The organism is Noviluteimonas caseinilytica (assembly GCF_018406605.1).
GTDB classification, from domain to species: domain Bacteria; phylum Pseudomonadota; class Gammaproteobacteria; order Xanthomonadales; family Xanthomonadaceae; genus Noviluteimonas; species Noviluteimonas caseinilytica.
In genome coordinates this window covers 2919706-2940603 of record NZ_AP024545.1, presented here as the reverse complement: position 1 = coordinate 2940603, position 20898 = coordinate 2919706, and the positions used below count along the sequence as shown (strand labels likewise).

General features: G+C 67.6%; 21 protein-coding genes and 2 tRNA genes. 16 read left to right on the top strand and 7 right to left on the bottom strand.

Translation table 11 applies throughout. From position 1 onward, the window contains the following. Nucleotides 1–13: 13 nt before the first annotated feature. The 3 genes from crcB (at nucleotide 14) to LYSCAS_RS14395 (ending at nucleotide 3212) form a co-directional block, all read left to right on the top strand. Nucleotides 14–388, top strand: coding sequence for a fluoride efflux transporter CrcB (crcB, locus tag LYSCAS_RS14405; RefSeq protein WP_213437852.1), 375 nt, complete (start codon nucleotides 14–16; stop codon nucleotides 386–388). A gap of 72 nt (nucleotides 389–460) precedes the next feature. After that, nucleotides 461–1030 (top strand): C40 family peptidase, encoded by a 570-nt coding sequence (locus LYSCAS_RS14400; protein ID WP_213434738.1) that lies wholly within the window; start codon nucleotides 461–463, stop codon nucleotides 1028–1030. Nucleotides 1031–1073: 43 nt separating this feature from the next. Continuing rightward, entirely contained in the window at nucleotides 1074–3212 is a 2139-nt protein-coding gene (locus LYSCAS_RS14395; RefSeq protein ID WP_213434737.1) for a sensor domain-containing diguanylate cyclase, read from the top strand. Here LYSCAS_RS14395 and LYSCAS_RS14390 read toward each other — a convergent pair. Continuing rightward, entirely contained in the window at nucleotides 3209–3955 is a 747-nt protein-coding gene (locus tag LYSCAS_RS14390; protein ID WP_213434736.1) for an MHYT domain-containing protein, read from the bottom strand. The genes LYSCAS_RS14395 and LYSCAS_RS14390 overlap by 4 nt on opposite strands. A 38-nt stretch (nucleotides 3956–3993) precedes the next feature. Further along, the gene (locus LYSCAS_RS14385; RefSeq protein WP_213434735.1) at nucleotides 3994–4767 is read right to left on the bottom strand and encodes a V4R domain-containing protein; all 774 of its coding nucleotides are present in this window, start codon (nucleotides 4765–4767) and stop codon (nucleotides 3994–3996) included. Nucleotides 4768–5090: 323 nt separating this feature from the next. Between LYSCAS_RS14385 and LYSCAS_RS14380 the strand changes: the two genes are divergently transcribed. The 4 genes from LYSCAS_RS14380 to LYSCAS_RS14365 all read left to right on the top strand — a co-directional run bounded on the left by LYSCAS_RS14380 (nucleotide 5091) and on the right by LYSCAS_RS14365 (nucleotide 7094). Further along, complete coding sequence (locus tag LYSCAS_RS14380) at nucleotides 5091–5477, top strand: DUF4124 domain-containing protein (protein ID WP_213434734.1); 387 nt, start codon at nucleotides 5091–5093, stop codon at nucleotides 5475–5477. Between the two features lie 413 nt (nucleotides 5478–5890). Beyond that, nucleotides 5891–6241 carry a hypothetical protein gene (locus LYSCAS_RS14375; RefSeq protein WP_213434733.1) on the top strand — a complete coding sequence of 117 codons (351 nt, stop codon included), beginning with the start codon at nucleotides 5891–5893 and terminating at the stop codon, nucleotides 6239–6241. After that, nucleotides 6229–6462, top strand: coding sequence for a hypothetical protein (locus LYSCAS_RS14370; protein ID WP_213434732.1), 234 nt, complete (start codon nucleotides 6229–6231; stop codon nucleotides 6460–6462). Before LYSCAS_RS14375 ends, LYSCAS_RS14370 begins: the two co-directional genes overlap by 13 nt. Nucleotides 6463–6770: 308 nt before the next feature. Beyond that, nucleotides 6771–7094, top strand: a complete 324-nt coding sequence (locus LYSCAS_RS14365; protein WP_213434731.1) for a hypothetical protein — start codon at nucleotides 6771–6773, stop codon at nucleotides 7092–7094. 109 nt (nucleotides 7095–7203) lie between these two features. Here LYSCAS_RS14365 and LYSCAS_RS14360 read toward each other — a convergent pair whose 3' ends face one another. After that, nucleotides 7204–7758, bottom strand: coding sequence for a hypothetical protein (locus tag LYSCAS_RS14360; protein WP_213434730.1), 555 nt, complete (start codon nucleotides 7756–7758; stop codon nucleotides 7204–7206). Nucleotides 7759–8466: 708 nt separating this feature from the next. On the opposite strand from LYSCAS_RS14360, the gene LYSCAS_RS14355 reads away from it, so the two are divergent. After that, nucleotides 8467–8542, top strand: a tRNA-Ala gene (locus tag LYSCAS_RS14355). Between the two features lie 35 nt (nucleotides 8543–8577). Further along, nucleotides 8578–8653, top strand: a tRNA-Glu gene (locus LYSCAS_RS14350). A gap of 137 nt (nucleotides 8654–8790) precedes the next feature. Here the strand turns inward: LYSCAS_RS14350 and LYSCAS_RS14345 are convergent. Then, nucleotides 8791–9861 carry an MBL fold metallo-hydrolase gene (locus LYSCAS_RS14345; protein WP_244858564.1) on the bottom strand — a complete coding sequence of 357 codons (1071 nt, stop codon included), beginning with the start codon at nucleotides 9859–9861 and terminating at the stop codon, nucleotides 8791–8793. Between the two features lie 213 nt (nucleotides 9862–10074). Here LYSCAS_RS14345 and LYSCAS_RS14340 point away from each other — a divergent pair, with 213 nt between their 5' ends. The 6 genes from LYSCAS_RS14340 to LYSCAS_RS14315 are packed head-to-tail and all read left to right on the top strand — an operon-like array spanning nucleotide 10075 to nucleotide 13989. Beyond that, nucleotides 10075–10404, top strand: coding sequence for a BufA1 family periplasmic bufferin-type metallophore (locus tag LYSCAS_RS14340; protein ID WP_213434728.1), 330 nt, complete (start codon nucleotides 10075–10077; stop codon nucleotides 10402–10404). Nucleotides 10405–10444: 40 nt separating this feature from the next. Continuing rightward, a complete protein-coding gene (bufB, locus tag LYSCAS_RS14335) occupies nucleotides 10445–11341 on the top strand; it encodes an MNIO family bufferin maturase (RefSeq protein ID WP_213434727.1) in 897 nt (298 codons plus the stop codon). Beyond that, entirely contained in the window at nucleotides 11338–12099 is a 762-nt protein-coding gene (locus LYSCAS_RS14330; RefSeq protein WP_213434726.1) for an HvfC/BufC N-terminal domain-containing protein, read from the top strand. Before bufB ends, LYSCAS_RS14330 begins: the two co-directional genes overlap by 4 nt. Nucleotide 12100: 1 nt before the next feature. After that, nucleotides 12101–12634 (top strand): DoxX family protein, encoded by a 534-nt coding sequence (locus tag LYSCAS_RS14325; RefSeq protein ID WP_213434725.1) that lies wholly within the window; start codon nucleotides 12101–12103, stop codon nucleotides 12632–12634. 34 nt (nucleotides 12635–12668) lie between these two features. Then, nucleotides 12669–13334 carry an RNA polymerase sigma factor gene (locus LYSCAS_RS14320; protein WP_244858562.1) on the top strand — a complete coding sequence of 222 codons (666 nt, stop codon included), beginning with the start codon at nucleotides 12669–12671 and terminating at the stop codon, nucleotides 13332–13334. Further along, nucleotides 13327–13989 carry a DUF1109 domain-containing protein gene (locus LYSCAS_RS14315; protein ID WP_213434724.1) on the top strand — a complete coding sequence of 221 codons (663 nt, stop codon included), beginning with the start codon at nucleotides 13327–13329 and terminating at the stop codon, nucleotides 13987–13989. The genes LYSCAS_RS14320 and LYSCAS_RS14315 overlap by 8 nt, the downstream gene beginning before the upstream one ends. Here the strand turns inward: LYSCAS_RS14315 and LYSCAS_RS14310 are convergent. Further along, nucleotides 13986–14474, bottom strand: a complete 489-nt coding sequence (locus tag LYSCAS_RS14310; protein WP_213434723.1) for a DUF1249 domain-containing protein — start codon at nucleotides 14472–14474, stop codon at nucleotides 13986–13988. The genes LYSCAS_RS14315 and LYSCAS_RS14310 overlap by 4 nt on opposite strands. A gap of 116 nt (nucleotides 14475–14590) precedes the next feature. Further along, nucleotides 14591–15412: a posphoenolpyruvate synthetase regulatory kinase/phosphorylase PpsR gene (gene ppsR / locus LYSCAS_RS14305; protein WP_213434722.1), complete on the bottom strand. Its 822-nt coding sequence runs from the start codon at nucleotides 15410–15412 to the stop codon at nucleotides 14591–14593. A gap of 92 nt (nucleotides 15413–15504) precedes the next feature. Between ppsR and ppsA the strand changes: the two genes are divergently transcribed. Next, a complete protein-coding gene (ppsA, locus tag LYSCAS_RS14300; protein ID WP_213434721.1) occupies nucleotides 15505–17877 on the top strand; it encodes a phosphoenolpyruvate synthase in 2373 nt (790 codons plus the stop codon). Here the strand turns inward: ppsA and LYSCAS_RS14295 are convergent. Next, nucleotides 17874–20888, bottom strand: a complete 3015-nt coding sequence (locus LYSCAS_RS14295; RefSeq protein WP_213434720.1) for a ligand-binding sensor domain-containing diguanylate cyclase — start codon at nucleotides 20886–20888, stop codon at nucleotides 17874–17876. The genes ppsA and LYSCAS_RS14295 overlap by 4 nt on opposite strands. Between the last annotated feature and the right edge of the window lie 10 nt (nucleotides 20889–20898).

Sequence of the window (20898 nt, the reverse complement as noted above, 5' to 3'; positions counted from 1 at the left end):
GTGGCAGCAACTGATGCTGGTGATGTGCGGCGGGGCGCTGGGCGCGGGCGCGCGCTTCTGGGTCGGCGGCGCGATGTTGCGACGCTTCGGCGATGGCTTTCCGTGGGGCACGTTCTCGGTGAATGTCGTCGGCGCGTTCCTCGCGGGCTTCCTCGCGATCTGGCTCGAATCGCGCGGACCGTCGGCGTTGTACTGGCGCGCGTTCCTGATCGTCGGATTGCTCGGTGGCCTGACGACGTATTCGGCGCTGATGCTCGAATGCCTGCTCTTCACGCGTTCGCATCGCAGCGAGCTTGCGCTCGTGTACCTCGGTGTGACGCTGGTCGCAGGCCTGGTCGCCGTGTGGTTCGGCGCGCGTGGTGCCCATTGGCTGCGGCCGCCGTTCTGAGTTGCCCGGGGCCCGCTTGCGGGTGCATCCTCGCCCGGCGGCCTGTGCCGCGAATCTCTCCGGGGAGTCGGGATGCGCATTCTCATTGCCGGGCTGATCGGCGCCATCGTGTTGTTCGTGTGGGGGATGGTCGCGCACGTCGCGTTGCCGATCGGGGAGATGGGCGTGAAGCTGGCGTCGAACCAGGACGTCACCATCACCGCATTGCAGGGCGCCGCCGACAAGGGCGCCGGCGTGTACATGATTCCCGGCATGTCGCCGGAGCAATGGCGCGACGAAGCGTCGATGAATACCTTCCAGGACAAGTACAAGGCCTCGCCGTACGCGTTCGTCGTGTACGACCCGGCCGGCAATCCGTCGCTCATGACGATGACCGCGCCGCTGGTGAAACAGTTCGTGTTCTGCCTGCTCGCGGCGTTGCTGGCGGCGTGGATCATGGCGGCCGGCAACGTGTCGTTCGGCACGCGCGTGGCGATGGGCGCGGCGATGGGATTGATCGGGTGGTGCTCGATCAGCCTGCCGTACTGGAGCTGGTACCGCTTCCCGCTGGAATTCACCATCGGCCAGTACCTGGATTCCGGCCTGGGCATGCTGTTCGCGAGCCTCCCGATGGCCTGGTGGCTCGGGCGCCGTCGCGCGTGAGGACGTCGCGCGGGTGAACGCACTACATCCAGGCAGCAACGGAATGCTGCAACGGGAGCGTCCGGTCCGCCTGGCGCTCCTGCTCGGCGTCGTGGCGGTCTTCACCTGGATCTCGATCGACCTGACGCGCGTGGCGGGCAGCGTGTCGTCGGTGTGGATCTCCAACGGCATCGTCGTCGGGTTGCTGTTGTTCCGCGCCACGCGCGGGTGGCCGGCGATGTTCGCGGCCACGTTCTGCGGCGAACTGGGCGCGCGTTTGCTTCATGGCGACGCCGCCGTGCCCGCGATCCTGCACGGGCTCACCAACCTGATCGAGATCGCGCTGGTCGCGGGCGCCATCCGCCGGCGCGTGCCCGACATCACCGATCCCGCGCAGCTGACGAAGCTCGCGGTCACGGCTACGTCGTCCACCTTCATCGGCGCCGCGCTGTCGGCGTTGATGGGCGCGACCGTGGAAACCTCGACCGCCGCGGCACGTCCGTTCGGCGAAGTGCTGCTCACCTGGTACACGGCGCACGTGATCGGCATGGTGGTGGTGGCCACGCTGGTCGTCGTGGCGCGGCGCGAACGCGGCGGCCTGCTCGGACGCCCCGGCCACCATCTCGACTTCGCGTCGTGCATGGCCGTGGTGCTGGCGATGTGCGCGGTGGTGTACCTGCAGCAGAGTTTGCCGTTGCTGTTCCTGTTGTTCCCGCCGCTGCTGCTGATCACGTTCCGGCACGGATTCGCGGGCGTGGTGTCGGGCGTCACCGTCATTGCGATCGCGAGCGGCATCGCCGCGGCGTTGCGGGCCGGCCCGTTCGTCCTGATCGCGGACGATGCGTTGCTGGTGCGCACGCTGTTGCTGCAGTTGTTCGTGGCCACCAGTTGCGCGATCTCGCTGCCCTTGGCCACGGTGATGTCCGAACGCAAGCGCCTGGCCACGCAGTACCGCGTGAGCGAAACGCGCTACCGCACGCTCGCCGACTACAGCCGCGACCTCGTGCTGCGGATGTCGGCCGACGGCAGTCGTTCGTATGTGTCTCCGGCCGTGACCGACATGCTGGGCTGGACGCCGGCGGAATTCATGGCGCCGGGCTTCGATGTGTTGCATCCCGAAGATGGGCCGTCGATGCGCGATGCGTTGCAGCGTGTGTATGCCGAGGGCGGCACCGACACCATCACCGGCCGCATGCGTCACAAGGACGGCCACTACGTGTGGATCGAGGCGATCGCCACGCGCGTGCAGCAGGACGATCCGCGCGCGACGCCGGAGCTGATCGCCTCGGCGCGCGACATCAGCAAGCGAATGGCCGCCCTGGCCGCGCTCGACGAAAGCCAGTCGCGCCTGCGCGCGGTGGCGGACAACATGCCGGCCTTCATCGCGCACGTGGACGCGGACGAACGCTACACCTTCCTCAACGCGTATTACGGACGTCTGCTTGGAATGCCGGCGGAGCGCGTGCTGGGCAAGACCGTGCGCGAGACGATGGGCGACAGTGCCTACGATGCGCTGGAACCGCGCATCCGCGCCGCACTGGCCGGCGCCGAGCAAGTGTTCGAACGTCCGCCCGATGCCTCCAACGGCGGGCGTTTCCTGCAATCGCATTTCGTCCCGCACCAGGCGGCCGACGGCACGCCGCAGGGCTTCTATGCGCTGTCGTTCGACATCACGCCGCAGAAGGAAGCCGAACGCGCGCTCGATCGCCTGGCGCGCGTGGATCCGCTGACGGGGCTCGGCAATCGCCGGCAGTTCGAGGAACGCCTGGGCCTGGCGGTGGCGCGTGCGCGCCGGCACGACACGCCGCTGGTGCTGATGTCGCTGGACCTGGACAAGTTCAAGTCGATCAACGACACCTACGGCCATCCCGCGGGCGATGCGGTGCTGCGCGTGTTCGCGCAACGCCTGTCGGTGTGCGTGTACGACATCGATGCGATCGCGCGGCTCGGCGGCGATGAGTTCGTGGTGCTGGTGGAAGACGCCACCGGCCCCGCGGTCGCCGAACTCATCGCGCAGAAGATCCTCGCCGCGATGGACCAGCCCATCCTCGCCGAAGGCACGCCGCTGCGCGTGGGCACGAGCATCGGCATCGCGTATGCGACGACGGTGGCGTCCGGCCGCGCGCTCGTCGCCTTGGCGGACAAGGCGCTGTACGACGCGAAGGTCGCGGGCCGGAACACCTACCGGATGATCGAAGACTAGATCTGCACGAGCTCGCGCTGGCGCTGGCGCAGCAGGCTGGTCGACAGCACGACTGCCAGCAGCACGGTGGTGACGGCGAAGATGCCCATGCCGAGATTGGCGCCGCTGAGGCCGTTGCCCGCCGTCGCATTCGCGTCCGGTACGAACGTCGCCGCTTGCATGCCGGTGTAATGCATGCCGCACACCGCCAGCGCCATCACCAGCGCGCTGCCCGTCATCTGCCACTTGCCGCGCAGGTGGAACGCGAGCCACAGCGCGACGATCGAGGCGACGACAGCGATCGCCGCCGACGCGCCCACGAGCGTCATGTCGTAATGCGTCTGCGCCGGCATCAGCATCGCGGCCATGCCGGTGTAATGCATGCCGGTCACGCCCAGGCCCATGCACAGGCCGGCGACGATCAGCTTGCCCCAACCGAACACGCCCGCGCCCGCCACCGCCAGCCCCGTCATGCACGAGGCGATCGCGATGACAGCGGACAGCGCCGTGATGCCGAGGTCGTACGAGACCTGCACGTCCATGCGGCACGCGAGCATCGCGATGAAGTGCATCGCCCAGATCGCACCGCCGCCCATCGCGGCGCCGGCACCCGCGACCGCGCGCCAGCGTTCGCGCGGCGTGCGTGCGGCCGGGATCGCGATGGCGAGTTGCAACGCAGTGAACGATCCCAGCGCGGACACGAGATAGGAGAGCAGGATCAGCAGCGGATCGTGGACGCATTGCAGCGCGTGGTCGTGGAGCATCGCGGAACTCCTTCGGAGGAGGGGAGGGGCAGGGCGGGTCAGTCGCGGAATTCGAAGCGGCACGCGGCCGCGCCGGTGTTGCGGCAGCGGGTTTCGGTGATGCGCACGGCGTCGCCGCTTTGGGTGGTGCGCAGCAAGCCGTCGAGCATGCCGGCGAGGAAATGGCAGCACGCGCCGTGCTGGCCGCGGTGCGGGAACGGGCTGTCGGGGATTTCGAGGCTCTCGCCGAGCAGCTCGGCCTGCACCACCTGGCGCATCGCGGGCAACGCGATATGGCGGATGGCTTGGGCGAGCGTGAGTTGTGCGCCCAGCGAGAAGTCGCGCTTGTACACCCACGCGCCGACGCGCTGGCCGATGTAGCGCAGCGTGGGTGCGCGATCGGCGGCGTCGAGTTCGTGCTCGAGCGCGTGCACGAACAGGAACATGTTGGGATAGCTGCGCGCGAGTTGCGGGAGCAGGCGTTCGACGCGCTTGTGGTCGATGGCGCCGGGGGATGTGGCGGGTGGTTCGACGGGCGGTGCTTCGACGGGCGCGGGCGCGTGCACCTTGGCCGCAATCGGCGCGATCGGCGCACCGGGCGCATTCGCCAACGCCTCGAAACTGCGCACCAGCGGATGCGTGCCGAGGCGTTCCTCGAGTTCGAGCAATGCGTTGGCGTTGCCGCGCACGACCATCGTCAGCACGACGCCATCGGCTTCGGTGGCGATGCGATGGCGCAGCAACGTGAAACCATTCGCGATGACGACTTGCCCGAGGGCCAGCAGCAAGCCTTCGCGGCGTTCGGCAAGAACGCGGAACTCGACATCCACCACGCGGACACCCCCAGTGCGAACGCCGCCGACTATGCCCAGCGCGCCTGCGCGGGATAAATCGACACAAGGTGCTGGTTGACCGCGCACCAGCGGCGCGCTACGGGCGCGCTGCGCGGGTGCGGCGCGGGTTCCGGAAGTCCTACGACGCAACGCGGTGCAATCCGATATCGGCGGGAACGCCGCTGGGCGAACCTGATCCCGGCGGCGATGGCGCGGCCGTGCCGAAACACCCGCCTGGTGACGGGAGTTCGCTCGAAGGCCGGCGCGGTCGCGTCCTCGCCGCCAACCCTCCAGGGAGGCAGGCCATGTGGCGACGGATCGTGGTGAGCGTGGTGCTGGGCAGCGGCGCGGCGCCGGTGGCGGCGGCGGACCTGTATCGATGCATCGGGCCGGCGAGCGTCACGTACCAGCAGGCGCCGTGCGGCCCGGGTCAGGTGGTGTCGAAGACGATCCCGGTGGTGACGGAGGCACCGGTGGAGAAACCGAAGGCGGCGAAGTCGCAGCGTCGGACCGGGCCGATGCGGTCGGGGCCGTCGTCATCATCGGGCGTGCGTGGATCCGGTTCGGACTCGATCGAACGGCGGCGTGCGACGTGCGCCACGGCGAAGCGCGTGCGGGACGAAAAGCTCGAACGCCTCGGGTTGCGGCGGACGTTCGACGATCTGAGGAAGTTGGATGATCGGGTGCAGGCGGCGTGCCGGGGGCTTTGAGATGGCTCTGGAAAGGGGGATCCGGGTTCAGGCGGCCCGAACCAAGGTCCACTGGACCTATGATGAAGTGCGCATAATGCATCTCGGCTTGACTCAACCGACTGGGCAGGGGCAGAGTTTCATCACCCAGACCTAATCGTGCATGGCGGTGGCGGGGTGCGGCAGGCCGGTCTTTGTGGGAGTGGTCCCACAGAGGCAACTTCAACGGCGAGCCAGAGCCTCCTCACTGCGTACGATCAACCCGCCACATTCGGGTTGTCGGTTGCGGCAACGCAACCCACCGGCGACGCGTGCGAGCACCTCCCGGGAGCATCAGGGGCAAGAGTCGGAGAGAGAGATCTCTCTATCTTGACCCCACAGCCATGCCCAAAGGAAAGCTATCGGCGCAGCCGGCAGGTTGAGGCGGTGCTCGCATGAGCACGAAGCCCACCTCGGAAGAAGCCATGAACTTCATGGCCGATGCGGTCCTGTACCAGCGCATTGACCTCACCGGTCCATGGGAAGGCTGGAAGATCCGCGGGCAGTATCTGGTGTCTCCCAATCGGGAGCGGATCCCGGTGCGCGAGCTCGTCGGGCTATTGATTCACTACCGCGCGAAGTTTGGACACCACCGCAGCAAGCCCAAGGCGCTGACGGTCACAGAGCCCTCTAACGTCATCCCATTCGCCGCTGCGGCTGTGGAGCGTTTGCGCGGCCGGCCAGTGACGCGCGAAACGAAGGCGGCGCTCAGCATCGCAGGGGAGGGCGCGCAATGCTCACCGTGACCTGGGCGTGTGCTGGCGAGAAGCTCGTTGTGTGCCAGGCGCTGCTGGATGCTTACACGCGGGCGCAGAACGCGCTGACGGACGACGAGCGTGACGAGTTCGGTGCGCGCATCCGGGAGAAGCTCGATCGCTTCTCTGCGCTAGTGGAGGCCGCTAGGTTTGAGGTTGTGGCCGAGGAAGCTGGCAATTGTTGTCGCCTAGCCCCGGGAGGCATTGCGTAAACGCACGAATCGCGGCGGGGCGATGCGTGCCGCCCCAAGGCGGCACGCAATCCCCGCCGCCCTCGGGTGCAGGGCGGAGCCCTGCGGGGAAGGGCCATGGATGGCCCGCTTTGCTCTGGCGGTCGGACCCGCGCAGGCGAACTTCCGCTGCGGTCGAATCATTCCTGCTGACCGCTTTCGACCCAAAGCGGACATTAGGTCCGACGGTCGAGGGCGCTTGCGAACCGGTCGTATGACGCCTTGTTTGCTGGATTCGGCTTGCATAAGCTCAACCGCGCAAACAAGTCCTAGCCTCCGAAAGAGCCCGCATGACAATTCGCCAGGTAGTGCGACGCAAAGTCACAAGAGCCCTCACCGTGGCGGTTGTGTTCCTCGTTTCCCTTGTTGCGATCTACCAATTTGCACGTGATGCCGAATGGGCGTGGGTGAGCATCCCGTTGATGCTGGGCGTCATGGCCCCTTTGCTCTATGTCGTCTGGCTTGTTGACTGCCCAAAGTGCCATGCCATTTTTGGGCAGCGTCACGTGTTCAACGTTGCGTTCAACCTTCCTGCTTTGCGCAACAACAGGGTTTGCCCCAACTGCGGAGCAGACGTTGACGCACCCTGCGATCGGCGTGGCGAGCCGGTTTGACTTAGGGCTAGCGAATGTCCGCTTCTGGCCGAAAGCGGTCATTCGCCTCGGGACGTCCGCTTTCTCCAGCGGTTTGGACCGGCGCCCGCGCTAGCGGCCGGCTTTTTCGCTAGTCGATCCAAGTGTCGTGATAGTCGCTATCGAGGAATCTCGTCGCGAGTGCAAGCACGTCGTCCGCGATGCCGATCAGAGTCGAGCTGTGGCCGTCAGTGATCTTCCGTTCGCGTAGTTCGAACAGGGTGTCGAGCCAGCTTTCAATCTCCCAGTCTTCGTGTGCAGCGCCCGCCTGCTCAGCCCATGCGCGGATGAAATTGACCTTTGAAATGTGGTTCGACTCGAATCCTGTGGCACGGCCATCCGGCATGGTCCCGAGTGGTTTCAGTCGTTGCACCGCCGGGGAGTTTAGGTATTCGGGCAGCGTGAGCGTGTGCTGCCCGGTGTGAATCCATGCGGGATAGTCGTAGTGCGCCAATAGGTCAGTCAGCAACGGCACATTGCTACCGAATCGGCAGACGAGAATTCGCAGCTTTGCAGCGACCTCACCGTAGAACCGCGCATCGGTTGGGGCACGGTCCCGGTACTCCTTCAGGAGCGAAACGTGGTCGCGCAGTCGCGCCACCAGGTCACTCGGGCGTCGTCGCATTCCGCGTTCTTTTTTCTTCATCACATCTCGGTGCCGTGGCCGGGTCGGACGTTGCCCGGGCCAGAATTCCACGAAGCCGCCCAGCCGTCACTTCGTGGGGTTGGACGCTTCTGCGCAAAGTGGACGATGATGGCGGCGTTCACCGGCCTCAACGGAAAAGAGGCCGTTCCGAGTTCGCCACGGGTTTCCAAGGACGAAACCTCAAGCGATTCAAGAGGATAGGCCAGATGCAGAGCTATCTTTTGACCAAAGCCGCCATCTGTCCGAGTGCGCATAATGCATCTTACGGGACATGTCCTATAAGCATTCGGGAGGGTTCGGCTTGCTCCTGGGTCCCAGCCCGGTCCTAGGAGCCGCCTCTCCCGGTGCGCCGGACCTGGGCAGCTCCCAGGCATCCCGTTCAGTGCGAACACCTCCGCCGTCGCCCACGCTGATTCGATTGATGGCATGGCGCTCAGCGCAACGTCGGCATTCCAGTGCGCCGATCTGCACAACGCGGCGCGTAACTGCGTTACGAAGTTCGATGCGCAGTCGTCGACTCGCAACGCCGACGACAACCGCGCACACCATGCAGCCCGATTCGCGCACGAGATCGGCGAAAAAATCCGTCCCGCGCACGCGAACCCCGACACGCATTTCCGCGCCCACACACAACGAACTTCACTCGAATGCAAAACAAGGGTTGACGCTCCCCAAGCGCGCCCCTAGACTTGCCGCCTTTCCAGCCGTGGGGCCATAGCTCAGCTGGGAGAGCGCCTGCATGGCATGCAGGAGGTCGCCGGTTCGATCCCGGCTGGCTCCACCAAGTTTTTCGTATCAAATCGCTGGATAACGCTACACGTCCCCATCGTCTAGAGGCCTAGGACATTACCCTTTCACGGTAGCGACCGGGGTTCGAATCCCCGTGGGGACGCCAAACGAAACCCCCGAAGATGAAAATCTTCGGGGGTTTTTCTTTGTCTGATCCTCCGGCTCGCGACGCACGCATCCGCGTCGAAGCGCTGCGCTGGCCGCGTCGAATGATCAACGCTGGTGTGGCATTTGCCGGCGCGTTCAATCGATCGGAAACGGCATCTCCGCCGGCAAGGCTTCGTCCTCCTCCTGCACCACCGGCACCGCACCCGCATCCACGCCGCGCCACCACGGCGCGACGCGCGCGCCCTGCACCGGCTCCACCGCTTCACCAAGCCGCGGCAGGATCAATTGCACGTCGCGCGACGGCGCCAGTTCCAGCAGGCGCTCCACCGGCTGGTCCCACGGATGCATCGCCAGCGCGAACGTGCCCCAGTGCACCGGCAGGAACGCGGGATTGCCGAGCAGCGCCAGCGCTTCCATCGCGTTGTCGGGGCCCAGGTGCACGTCGCCCCACGCAGGATGGAACGCGCCCACTTCCAGCATCGCCAGGTCGAACGGGCCGAAGCGTTCGCGGATCCGTGCGTATTCCGTCGTCAGGCCGGTGTCGCCGCTGAAGAACACGGTGTGGCGATCGGACTGCACCACGATCGACGACCACAATGTCGCGTTGCGATCCTTCAAGCCACGTCCGGAGAAATGCTGCGACGGCGTCGCGGTGACGACGACCTCGGTGCCGGGCACGCGATGCGATTCCCACCAGTCGAGTTCGGTGATGCGTTCGGGTTGCACGCCCCAGGCTTCCAGGTGCGCGCCGACGCCCAGCGACGTCACGAACGGCACGTCGCGCTTGGCGAGTGCACGGATCGTCGGGTAGTCGAGATGGTCGTAGTGATCGTGCGACACGATGACGAGGTCGATCGGCGGCATTTCGCGCAACGACACGGGCACCGGCTGGAACCTTTTCGGCCCTGCGTAACGCGACGGCGATGCACGCGGGCCCCACACCGGATCCGTCAGCACGCGCAGTCCGCCGATCTCGAGCAGCATCGTCGAATGCCCGAGCCACGTCGCGCGCAAGCCGCTGTCGGGTGTGCGTTGCCATGCATCGCGTGGATCCAACGACGGCAAGGGGTTCGCGGGAACGCGATGTTCGCCGCCGCACAGGAATTCGCGGATGGTCGGCATGCGTGCCGCCGGGTCGCGCAATCCGGGCAACACCGGACGCACGTTGCGGAACGTCTCGCCGCGCCATTGTGGCGACGCCCGCATGCGTTCAAGCCGCGCACCGCGTGCGCGTGAGCCGAGGGATTTCATCGAAGTCTCCAGTCGATCTCCCTTCGACGTGCGCCCCCGGTCGCGCCTTTGCAAGGGCCGTGCCGCACACGCCATGTAACTTTTCCGCCCGACGTCCGAAGTCTTCCTTCGTGAGGCCGCTGGCCCTTTTCCGCCAGCCCTCCATCCCGACCACCCAGGAGACTTCCCATGACGACCCGCATCCCGTCCGCCCTGCCCGCCCTCGCCCTCGTTGCCGCGCTCGGCGCCGCGCTGTCTGCCGCCGCTTCCCCCGCCCCCGACAAGGCGAAGGCCTCCGCCGCCGGCAAGGAAAAGTGTTTCGGCGTCGCGCTCGCCGGCAAGAACGACTGCGCCGCCGGCCCCGGCACCACCTGCGCCGGTTCTTCGAAGATGGATTACTCGGCGAACCAGTGGATGTACGTGCCCGCCGGCACCTGCAAGACCACGGCGTCGAAGTCCTCGCCCACCGGCTTCGGCCAGCTCGCCGCGTTCAAGCCGATGAAGGCCGACGCCAAGTAAGTCGCGCACCACGCATTCGTTCCAACGCTGGAGATCGCCGGTGACCCACCTGCATGCCCCCTTCCCTACCGGCGATGTCGCCGATGCCGGCCTGCCCGCGCGGGCCGGCATCGGGTTCAAGCCGCGACACTTCGATGCGATCGAGGCGGACGACGCACCGCCAGCCTTCTTCGAAGTGCATGCGGAAAATTATCTGGGCGCCGGCGGCCTGCCGCATGCGCAATTGTCGGCCCTGCGTGCGCGCGCGCCGATCAGCGTGCATGGCGTCGGCCTGTCGCTCGGCGGCGCCACGCCGCCCGACGCCGCGCACCTGGCCCGCATCGCCACGCTGCTGCGCCGCCACGACGCCGCGGTGTATTCCGAACACCTGGCCTGGTCCACGCACGACGGGCGCTTCTTCAACGACCTGCTGCCGCTGTGCTACGACGCGGCCACGCTCGCCCGCGTGTGCGCGCACATCGATGAAGTGCAGTTGCGTCTGGGCCGCCGACTGCTGCTGGAAAACCCCAGCACGTACCTCGAATTCGAACGCAGCACGTTCGAAGAACCCGACTTCCTCGCGCAGATCGTGCGCCGCACCGGTTGCGCGCTGCTGCTCGACATCAACAACGTCCACGTCTCATGCAGCAACAACGGGCACGATGCGAGCGCGTACCTCGACGCGCTGCCGCTGCAGGCCGTGCAGCAGGTGCACCTGGCGGGCCATGCCGTGGTGCAGGATGACGGCGGCGACACGCTGCTGATCGACGACCACGGCTCGCCGGTCGCACCGACGGTGTGGGCGCTGTATTCGAACCTGCTTGCGCGCATCGGCCCCGTACCGACGCTCATCGAATGGGACACGCATGTTCCGGAGTACGCCACGCTGCGCGCCGAGGCCCATCACGCGCAGGCGTTGATCGACCACGCGTGGCACGACACGGCCTGCTGCGCATGAACGTCCACGCCGCTTTCGCGCACGCCCTCACCTCCCCTGCCGCGCCGGCACCCGGCGGTGTGCGTGGCCACGATGCCGCGCGCCGCTTCGCCGTGCATCGCATTACCTTCGTCGCGACGCTCGTCGATGCGTTGGCGGCGTCGTTCCCGGTCACGCAAGCGCTCGTCGGTGAAGCGTTCTTTCGCGCGATGGCGCGTGCCTGCGTGCTGGCGTCGCCGCCGCGCACGCCGGTGCTCACCGAGTACGCGTTCGAATTTCCCGCTGCCATCGCGACCTTCGCGCCCGCGGCGCAGGTGCCGTACCTGGCCGACGTCGCACGCATCGAAGCGCTGCGCATCCGCGCGTACCACGCCGCCGATGCGCAACCGGTCGCGGACGCGGAGTTCCTCGCGTTGTGCGCGAACCCGGAGCAACTCGCCAACGCCCGCGTCGCGCTGCACCCGGCCTGCACGTGGTTCCGCGCGCGCCATGCGGCGCATGCGATCTGGGCCGCGCACCAGGAGGACGTCGCGCCTTCACTTGCGCACATCGACATCGCGCAGCCTGAAGAAATCCTCGTGACGCGCCCGCACTTCGACGTGCACGTGGCCGCGCTGCCTGCAGGCGCGACGGCTCTCCTCGACGCCCTGCGGCTCGGCCTGCCGCTGGGCGCCGCCTTCGCACAAGCCCGCGCCCTGGCGCGCCACGCCGACGAAGCCGCGTTGTTCGCGGTGCTGCTGCGCCACGGCCTCGTCGTCGCTTTCCACCCGGAGTCCTGACATGCATGCCACGCTCGCCGCGAACGCGCACACGCGCCCGTCCTTCCTCCATGCGATCGCACGCCGCATCGACCAGGCGATCGCGCTGTTCTCGCGCATCCCGCACAGCTTCATCGCGTTCCTCGCGCGGTTCTCGCTCGCGGTGACGTTCTGGGTGTCGGGGCAGACGAAGGTGGAAGGCTTCGTCGCCGATCCCATCGGCTTGACGTTCCAACCCGGCGTGCCGCACCTGTCGGAGAACGCGCTCGAACTGTTCCGCACCGACTACGCCCTGCCGTTCCTGCCGCCGGACCTCGCCGCGGTGATGGCCGCCACGGCGGAGCACGTGTTCCCCGTCCTGCTGCTGCTCGGCCTGGCCACGCGCTTCTCCGCGCTCGCGCTGCTCGGCATGACGCTGGTGATCGAGATCTTCGTGTATCCCGACGCGTACCCGACCCACGGCCTGTGGGCCGCGCTGATGCTGTACCTGATGGCGCGCGGCCCCGGCGTCTTCTCGCTCGACCACCTGGTAGCGCGCCGCTTCCGCGCGGCCTGATGCGCCACGCTTCCCCTGCGCCCCGGTCCGTCGCATGATCGCCGCGATCCTCCCGTTCCCGCGACCGGAGCCGCCCCGCGCGATGCTCGAGCCGGAAGCCGCCAACCAGGGCGTCGCCAGCCGCACCGCGCCGGCCGACTCCGGCCCGGCCTGGGCGGCACTGATGACGCGCGCGCAGGACGGCGACCGCGACGCGTACCACGCCTTGCTCATCGACATCACGCCGTACCTGCGCGCGATCGCGGCCCGTTACCTGGGCCGCGACGAAACCGAGGACGCGGTGCAGGAGATCCTGTTGGTCGTCCACGACATCCGCCACACCTGGGAACGCGCGCGTCCGTTCAAGCCCTGGCTCAGCACCATCGCCACGCGGCGTTGCATCGACATGCTGCGCAGCCGGTCGCGCCGCATCGAACGCGAACTGTTGTCCGACGATCCCTTCGAGCCCTTCGAAGACGACGCACCCGGCCCCGAAGCCAGCACCGAACGCGCGCACGCCGCGCGTGCCCTGCACGATGCCGTGGACGAACTGTCGCCGCGCCAGCGCGAAGCGGTGCGCCTGCTGCACCTGCGCGATCTCTCGTTGTCCGAAGCCTCCACGCAAAGCCAGCAAAGCATCGGTTCGCTGAAGGTCGCCGCACATCGCGCGATCAAGGCGCTGCGCGATTCGCTCGGCGGCAAGGACGGTCCGCATGGCTGACACCCGCACCCTCATCGAACGCCTCGCACGGGACGCGCGCCCGGTGCGCCCGATCGCCTCGCCGTTGCGTCGCACGGTGCTGTGGCTGGTGCTGGCGGTTGTCATCGCCGCGCTCGTCATCGCGCATTACGGTTTGCGCGCGAACCTGGGCGACGTGATGCATTCGGGCCCCGACCTGGTCGAGTGGATCGCCAGCCTGCTCACCGGCGTGTGCGCGGCATACGCGGCGTTCCAGGTCAGCGTGCCCGGGCGGTCGAAGGCCTGGGCGTGGTTGCCGGTGCCGCCGTTGCTGTTGTGGCTCACGGGCCTGGGCTGGGGCTGCCTGCGCGACTACGCGCACATGGGCGCGGCCGCGTTCGTGATGGAAGCGGCGACGTCGGAATGCGCCATCGCGATCGCGTTCACCAGCGTGCCGCTGGGACTGGCGTTGTTGTGGATGGTGCGATTCGCGGGGGTCGTGCGCCCGATGCAGAGCGCGTTGCTCGCCGCGCTGGGTGCGGCCGCGCTATCGGCGGCCAGCGTCACGCTGTACCACGAAGGCGAGAACATGCTGATGGTGCTGCTGTGGCACTTCGGCGCGGTGCTGGTGCTGTCGCTGGCGTGCCTGGCGCTGGGCCGCCCCTTGTTCGCGTGGATCGGCCCGGTGAAACGCTAGGCCGCGATCGGTGCGGTGGCTTCGCTCACCGGCACCAGCGTGGCCACGCCGTGCCCCTGTTCGGCGAGGTATTGCACCCACTTGCCGAGGAAGGTGTTCATGCGCAGGCGATGGGTGACGACTTGCGCCGGCGGCGGGTACATGCCGATCACGTCCTGCCAGCGGCGGCCCACGTAGCAGTGCGTGGCTTCCACCTGTTTTGCGTCGCGATACAGACGCAGGTGGGCGGAAGGATCGGGCTCGCCGGTGACCGGATCGATGACCGCGTAGCTCAGTCGCAGTTCCACCGTGTACGCGTGGCGCGCGACGACATCGAGCACGACATCCAGGCCATCGCCCACGCTGGAGACGTAACGCCCGACGGCAAGATCCTGCGGCTCGAACAACCGCACCAGGCGCACGTGGTTCTCTGCGTACAACCCCATCAGCCAGCCGAAGCGACTGAGTTTCGGGATGCGCGCGGAACGGGCTGCGATGCGGTCCATGGCGTCGAATCCTACACGCCAAATCCGCATCGCGGCAGCATTGACGTACCCCACTTGCGGGCATAACGTAACGGCTCCGCACATCGTTCAGCGAACCCTTCCAGGGGTTCACGCCATCAGAACATTTCGCGGTGGATCCCCAGCGTCGTGAGCACCTTGCTCGAGATTTCCTCGATCGAGGTATGCGTCGTGCTGAGCACCGTCAGGCGCTCGTTCTGGAAGATGTGTTCGGCCTGCGCCACTTCGCGGCGGCACGTGTCCATCTGCGAATACTTGGAATTGGGCCTGCGTTCCTGGCGGATCTGCTGCAGGCGCACCGGGTCGATCGTCAGCCCGAACAACTTGTGCCGGTGCCCGCGCAGTTTCTGCGGCAGGCGATCGGCTTCCAGGTCTTCCTCGGTGAGCGGGTAATTGGCCGCGCAGATGCCGTAGTGCAGCGCCAGGTACACGCACGTGGGCGTCTTGCCCGCGCGCGAGACGCCGACGAGGATGATCTCCGCGTCGTCGAAGTCCATGATCATCCCGTCGTCGTGCGTGAGCGCGTAGTTCATCGCGTTGATGCGGCGGTGGTAAGCCTCGAAGTCGACCATGCCGTGCGCCTGGCCGACGCGGTTGGTGCGGGGCTGGCCGAGCTCGCGCTCCAGCGGCTCGATGAAGGGCGCGAAGATGTCCAGCATCAGCCCGCCGCTTTCGGCCAGCAGCCGGTAGAGCTCGTTGTCCACGCAGGAATTGATCACGATCGGGCGCACCCCGGCGGCCTCCCCGGCCGCGCGGATGCGCAGGGCGGCCTCGCGGGCCTTGTCCGGGGTGTCGACGAAGGGGATGCGATCGGTGGCGAACCGCGTGTCGCCGAACTGGGTCAGCAGGCTGTGGCCGATGGTCTCGGCCGTGATGCCGGTGCCGTCGGAGATGTAGAAGACGGGGCGCGTGGGGGTCATGTGCAGGCGTCGGCGGCGCGGGGCTTGTAAAATACCGCGCTTCGCGGCCGGCGCCTGCCTGCCCTCCCCCATCGAAAAGCCGGAGCCCCGCCTTGAGCGCGAACATTTTGTGGCTGCACGACCTGCGATTGACCGACCTGGCGCAGGTGGGCGGCAAGAATTCCTCGCTCGGCGAGATGATCGGCAACCTGGCCAAGCTGGGCGTCTCGGTGCCCGGCGGCTACGCCACCACGGCCGACGCCTTCAAGGCCTTCATCGCGCACAACACGCTGCACCAGCGCATCTTCGACCGCCTGGCGGGCCTGGACGTGGAAGACGTCCCCGCCCTCAACCGCGCCGGCGCGGAGATCCGCGGCTGGGTGATCGACGCCCCGCTGCAGGCCGACCTGGACCGCGACATCCGCGACGCCTACGCGAAGCTGTGCGCGGAGAACGGCGGCGGCGACGTGGCGGTGGCGGTGCGCTCCTCCGCCACCGCCGAAGACCTGCCCGACGCCAGCTTCGCCGGCCAGCAGGAAACCTTCCTCAACGTCGAAGGCGCCGACGACGTCGTGCGCAAGGTGAAGGAAGTCTTCGCGTCGCTGTACAACGACCGCGCCATCGCCTACCGCGTGCACCACGGCTTCAAGCACGAAGACGTGTTCCTGTCCGCCGGCGTGCAGCTGATGGTGCGTTCGGATGTGGGTTCGTCCGGCGTGCTGTTCACGCTCGACACTGAATCAGGCTTCCGCGACGTGGTCTTCATCACCGCCAGCTACGGCCTCGGCGAGAACGTCGTGCAGGGCGCGGTCAACCCGGACGAGTTCTACGTCTTCAAGCCCACCCTCCGCCAGGGCAAGCCGGCGATCCTGCGCCGCTCGCTCGGCAGCAAGCAGATCCGCATGGTGTATTCGGATGCGCCGGGCGAACGCGTGCGCAACGAAGACACGCCGGCGGAGTTGCGCAACAAGTTCTCCGTCAGCGACGACGACGTGCACGAACTCGCGCGCCAGTCGCTGATCATCGAACAACACTACGGCCGCCCGATGGACATCGAGTGGGCGAAGGACGGCGTCAGCGGCAAGCTCTTCATCGTGCAGGCGCGCCCCGAGACCGTGAAGTCGCGCGGCCATGCCACGCAGATCGAACGCTTCACGCTCGGCGAGCGCGGCCCGGTGGTCGCCGAAGGCCGCGCGATCGGCCAGAAGATCGGTGCGGGCGTGGCGCGCGTCGTGCGCTCGCTCGACGACATGAACCGCGTGCAGCCCGGCGACGTGCTCGTCGCCGACATGACCGATCCCGACTGGGAGCCGGTGATGAAGCGCGCCGCCGCCATCGTCACCAACCGCGGCGGCCGCACCTGCCACGCGGCGATCATCGCGCGCGAACTCGGCGTGCCGGCGGTCGTGGGCACGGGCAACGCGCTCGACCTGATCAAGGACGGCAGCGAGGTCACCGTCAGCTGCGCCGAAGGCGACACCGGCTTCATCTACGACGGCAACCTGCCCTTCGAACGCACCACGACGGACCTGGCCAACATGCCGCCCGCGCCGCTGAAGATCATGATGAACGTGGCCAACCCGGACCGCGCGTTCGACTTCGGCATGCTGCCCAACGCGGGCATCGGCCTTGCGCGCCTGGAAATGATCATCGCCAGCCACATCGGCGTGCATCCCAAGGCCCTGCTGGAATACGACAAGCAGGACCATGCGACGAAGCAGAAGATCGACGCGAAGATGGCCGGCTATGCGAGCCCGGTGGACTTCTACGTGGATCGCCTCGCCGAAGGCATCGCGACGATCACGGCCTCCGTGGCACCGCATCCGGTGATCGTGCGCCTGTCGGACTTCAAGTCCAACGAATACGCCAACCTCATCGGCGGCAGCAAGTACGAGCCGCACGAAGAGAACCCGATGATCGGCTTCCGCGGCGCCAGCCGTTACGTCGATGCGTCGTTCAAGGACGCCTTCGCGCTGGAATGCCGCGCGGTGCTGAAGGTGCGCGACACGATGGGCCTCACCAACTGCTGGGTGATGATCCCGTTCGTGCGCACGCTGGACGAAGGCCGCAAGGTGATCGAGGTGCTGCGCGAGAACGGCCTCGTGCAGGGCAAGGATGGCCTGAAGATCATCATGATGTGCGAGGTACCGTCCAACGCATTGATGGCGGACGAATTCCTCGACCTGTTCGATGGCTTCTCCATCGGCTCCAACGACCTGACGCAGCTCACGCTGGGCCTGGACCGCGACTCGGCGATCGTCGCCAACCTGTTCGACGAACGCGACCCGGCGGTCAAGAAATTGCTGTCGATGGCCATCAAGGCCGCGCGCGCGAAGGGCAAGTACGTCGGCATCTGCGGCCAGGGGCCGAGCGACCATCCGGACCTGGCGCTGTGGTTGATGGAACAGGGCATCGAATCGGTGTCGTTGAATCCGGACACCGTGGTCGATACCTGGCTGCAGCTGGCGAAGGCGAAGCAGGGCTAACCGACGATCCTGTTCCGCCCTGCCCGCTTCGCCTCGTAGAGCAACTGGTCGGCCCGGCTGACCAGTTTCTCGTGGTGCGACAAGCCGGTGCGCTCGCACACGCCGCCACTGAGCGTCATGTGGAAGCCGGGCGCGAACGCATCGCAATTCATCGCCTCGATTGCCGCACGCGCGGCTTCGCACAGCTCGCGTGCGCGCTCCAGCGACGTGATCGGGAACAGCACCGCGAATTCCTCGCCGCCCCAGCGCGCCAGCATCGTGCCGCCGTCGAACAGGCGCGACAACACCTCGGCTACTGCCCGCAGCGCTTCATCGCCCGCCGCGTGCGAGTACTCGTCGTTGATGCGCTTGAAGTGGTCGATGTCCAGCAACGCGAGCGTCAGCGGTTGCTGCGTGCGCACCGCGAGGTCGAAGGCCTGCGCCAGGCGTTCGTCGAGCGACCGGCGATTGGCGAGGCCGGTCAGCGGATCTTCGCGCGCCTGGCGCTCGAACGCTTCCGACTTCTCCTGCAGCTCGCGTACCAGGCGCGTCTTTTCTTCGTCGGCCACCAGCAGGCGCGTGGTCTGGTCGCGCAGGTCGCGCGTGCGTTGGTCGACCACGGTTTCGAGCGCGACCGCGCGGACGCGCAAGCTGCGCGTGCGCCAGCGGATGTAGCCCACCACCAGCAGCGCAAGCGCGAGGATGCATGCCGCGGCGAACCACGGGTGTTGCCAGAGTTGCGGCTGGATTTCGATCTCGGTCGTCGTGACCTGCGGATTCCACCCCTGCCCCAGCCCGGGCGCGGACGAGGTGACCATGAACTTGTACTTGCCCGGCCCCAGGTTGGTGTACTGCGCCACGCGCTGGTTGCCGCGCTCCACCCAGTCCGCATCCACGCCCACCAGGCGATGCCGGTAGCGCAGCAGGCGCGGCATCTGGAAGTTGAGCCCGGCGTAGTGGAACTCGAGCTTGCGCGTGCCCGGCGCGAGCGTCAGCGCCGCATCGGTCGGCATCGCGTGGTCGTCGGCGAGGATCTGTTCGATCACCACCGGCGCGATCGTGCGGCGGTAGCTGTGCAACACCGTCGGATCCACCGTGGCCGCACCGCGCGCGGTCGCCACCCAGATGCGTCCCTGCGAATCGCGGATCGCCGCGGGCCCCGAACCGCCGTTGCACTGGCTGCTCGCCAGCCCGTCCGCTTCGCCGAACTGGTCGGGGTTGAGCGTCTTGCGCCGGCCGTCGAGCACCGCTTCGGCATCGCTGCGCTGCACGCGCATCACGCCGCGGTTCGACGTGAGCCACAGGCTGCCGGCTTCGTCGTCGACCACCTGGAACAACGTATCCACCGGCAGGCCCTGCGGCAGCCCGATCGCCGCCTTCCGGCCGTTGCGATACCGCACCAGCCCGCGATCGGTGGCGATCCACACCGTGCCGTCGGCGTCTTCGTGGAAATCGAAGACGTCCTGCGCATCGTTCATCGAATGCAGGTCGATCGGTTCGACGCGCTCATCCACCACGCGCGCCGCACCGTTCGCCGTGCCCACCCACACGGCGCCGTCGCGCGCGACGTGCAGCGCGAGGACAAAATCGCGCGGCAAGCCCGCATCCGAACCGAACAGCTTGAACTTGCCGTCCTGCATGCGGACGAGCCCGCGCGAAGTGCCGATCCACAACGCACCGTCGGGCCCGCGCGCGAGCGCGCGAACCTGGTTGCTGCCGGGCATCCCGTTCGCGTTGTCGTGGTGTTCGACCACCTTGCCGTCGCGCAAGCGCAGCAGGCCGCCGACATACGTGCCGACCCACAGGCTGTCGTCGTCGTCCGGCATCAGGCTGAGGATGGAATCGCCCGGCAAGCCGTCGGCGCTGGTGTAGACGTTGGTGACCTTCCCGTCGCGCCAGCGGTTGAGGCCGCGGCTGGTGCCGATCCAGACGCTGTCGTCGCGCGATTGCGCGATCGCGCGCACGTAGTCGTCGCTCAGGCCCTGCTCGGTGTTGTACGTGGTGAACGGCGCATCGCGCAGGCGCAGGAGCCCGGCGTTGGTGCCGGCCCACAGGCTGCCTTCGCGATCGACGAACAACGCGGCGACGCGGTTGTTCGGCAAACCCTTCTGGCTGCCGAGTGCATCCACGCCGTTGGCGCCCAGGCGCAGCAGGCCGTGGTTGATCGTGCCCACCCACAAGTCGCCCGCGGCGTCGCGCACGATGCTCGGCACGCCGTCGGCGGGCAGCAGCGGCGACACCGCTTCGAAACGCTCGCCCGTGCGCACGAACGCGCCGCGTTCGGTGCCGGCGTACAGGCGGCCGTCGTTGGTCTGTTCGAGGTGGAAGATCGGTGCGTCGGGCAGGCCGTCGTGGTGGTCGTACACCACGATGCGACCGCTGCCGGCGAAGTGCACGATGCCCGCGGCGGTGGACAGCCAGATCGAATCGTCGCGATCGCGCACGAGCCCGAACGTCACGTTCGACGGCAGGCCGTGGCCCTGCGAATACACCTGCACGTGGCCGTCGGGATCCACGCGTGTCAGGCCCGCGCTTTCAGTGGCGACCCACAGGCGGCCGCGCTGGTCGCGCACGGCATCCATGATCTCGTCCTGCGACAGGCCCTGCGCCTTGCCCCAGGTGCGCCACGTGCCGTTCTGCAGCACGCTCACGCCGCCGCGCGAAGTGCCCACCACCAGCGCGCCGTCGGGCGCGACGCGGATCGAACGCACGCCGTTGTCGCGCAGCGCCGGCGTGTTGCTGCGATCGATGACGTGGAATTCGAGCCCGTTGTAGCGGACCAGCCCTTCCCAGGTGCCGAACCAGAGATACCCGTCGGGCGTCTGCGCGATCGCGTTGACCTGGTTGTGCGGCAGGCCTTCGCGCGTGGTCCAGACTTCGCGGAAGTACGCGTTGACGGGTTTGTCGTGGGGCGCGGCCTGCGCGGCGGCCGGCAGGACGATCGCGGCCAGGGCCAGCAGCGCGGCGCAGGCCAGCAACGCCGCGGTGCGTGCGCGCCGCGCGGGCCGGGCCTGTGCTTGGTCAGCGTGCATGCGATCGATC

Excerpts from the sequence above, each read along its gene's own strand:
- LYSCAS_RS14400 (WP_213434738.1), top strand. The coding sequence starts at position 461 with ATGCGCATTCTCATTGCCGGGCTGATCGGCGCCATCGTGTTGTTCGTG.
- LYSCAS_RS14320 (WP_244858562.1), top strand. The coding sequence starts at position 12,669 with ATGATCGCCGCGATCCTCCCGTTCCCGCGACCGGAGCCGCCCCGCGCG.
- LYSCAS_RS14340 (WP_213434728.1), top strand. The coding sequence starts at position 10,075 with ATGACGACCCGCATCCCGTCCGCCCTGCCCGCCCTCGCCCTCGTTGCC.
- ppsR (WP_213434722.1), bottom strand. The coding sequence starts at position 15,412 with ATGACCCCCACGCGCCCCGTCTTCTACATCTCCGACGGCACCGGCATC.
- LYSCAS_RS14375 (WP_213434733.1), top strand. The coding sequence starts at position 5,891 with ATGAGCACGAAGCCCACCTCGGAAGAAGCCATGAACTTCATGGCCGAT.
- LYSCAS_RS14325 (WP_213434725.1), top strand. The coding sequence starts at position 12,101 with ATGCATGCCACGCTCGCCGCGAACGCGCACACGCGCCCGTCCTTCCTC.
- crcB (WP_213437852.1), top strand. The coding sequence starts at position 14 with ATGCTGGTGATGTGCGGCGGGGCGCTGGGCGCGGGCGCGCGCTTCTGG.
- LYSCAS_RS14345 (WP_244858564.1), bottom strand. The coding sequence starts at position 9,861 with ATGCGGGCGTCGCCACAATGGCGCGGCGAGACGTTCCGCAACGTGCGT.
- LYSCAS_RS14330 (WP_213434726.1), top strand. The coding sequence starts at position 11,338 with ATGAACGTCCACGCCGCTTTCGCGCACGCCCTCACCTCCCCTGCCGCG.
- LYSCAS_RS14295 (WP_213434720.1), bottom strand. The coding sequence starts at position 20,888 with ATGCACGCTGACCAAGCACAGGCCCGGCCCGCGCGGCGCGCACGCACC.
- LYSCAS_RS14395 (WP_213434737.1), top strand. The coding sequence starts at position 1,074 with ATGCTGCAACGGGAGCGTCCGGTCCGCCTGGCGCTCCTGCTCGGCGTC.
- LYSCAS_RS14370 (WP_213434732.1), top strand. The coding sequence starts at position 6,229 with ATGCTCACCGTGACCTGGGCGTGTGCTGGCGAGAAGCTCGTTGTGTGC.
- LYSCAS_RS14310 (WP_213434723.1), bottom strand. The coding sequence starts at position 14,474 with ATGGACCGCATCGCAGCCCGTTCCGCGCGCATCCCGAAACTCAGTCGC.
- LYSCAS_RS14365 (WP_213434731.1), top strand. The coding sequence starts at position 6,771 with ATGACAATTCGCCAGGTAGTGCGACGCAAAGTCACAAGAGCCCTCACC.
- LYSCAS_RS14390 (WP_213434736.1), bottom strand. The coding sequence starts at position 3,955 with ATGCTCCACGACCACGCGCTGCAATGCGTCCACGATCCGCTGCTGATC.
- LYSCAS_RS14360 (WP_213434730.1), bottom strand. The coding sequence starts at position 7,758 with ATGAAGAAAAAAGAACGCGGAATGCGACGACGCCCGAGTGACCTGGTG.
- LYSCAS_RS14315 (WP_213434724.1), top strand. The coding sequence starts at position 13,327 with ATGGCTGACACCCGCACCCTCATCGAACGCCTCGCACGGGACGCGCGC.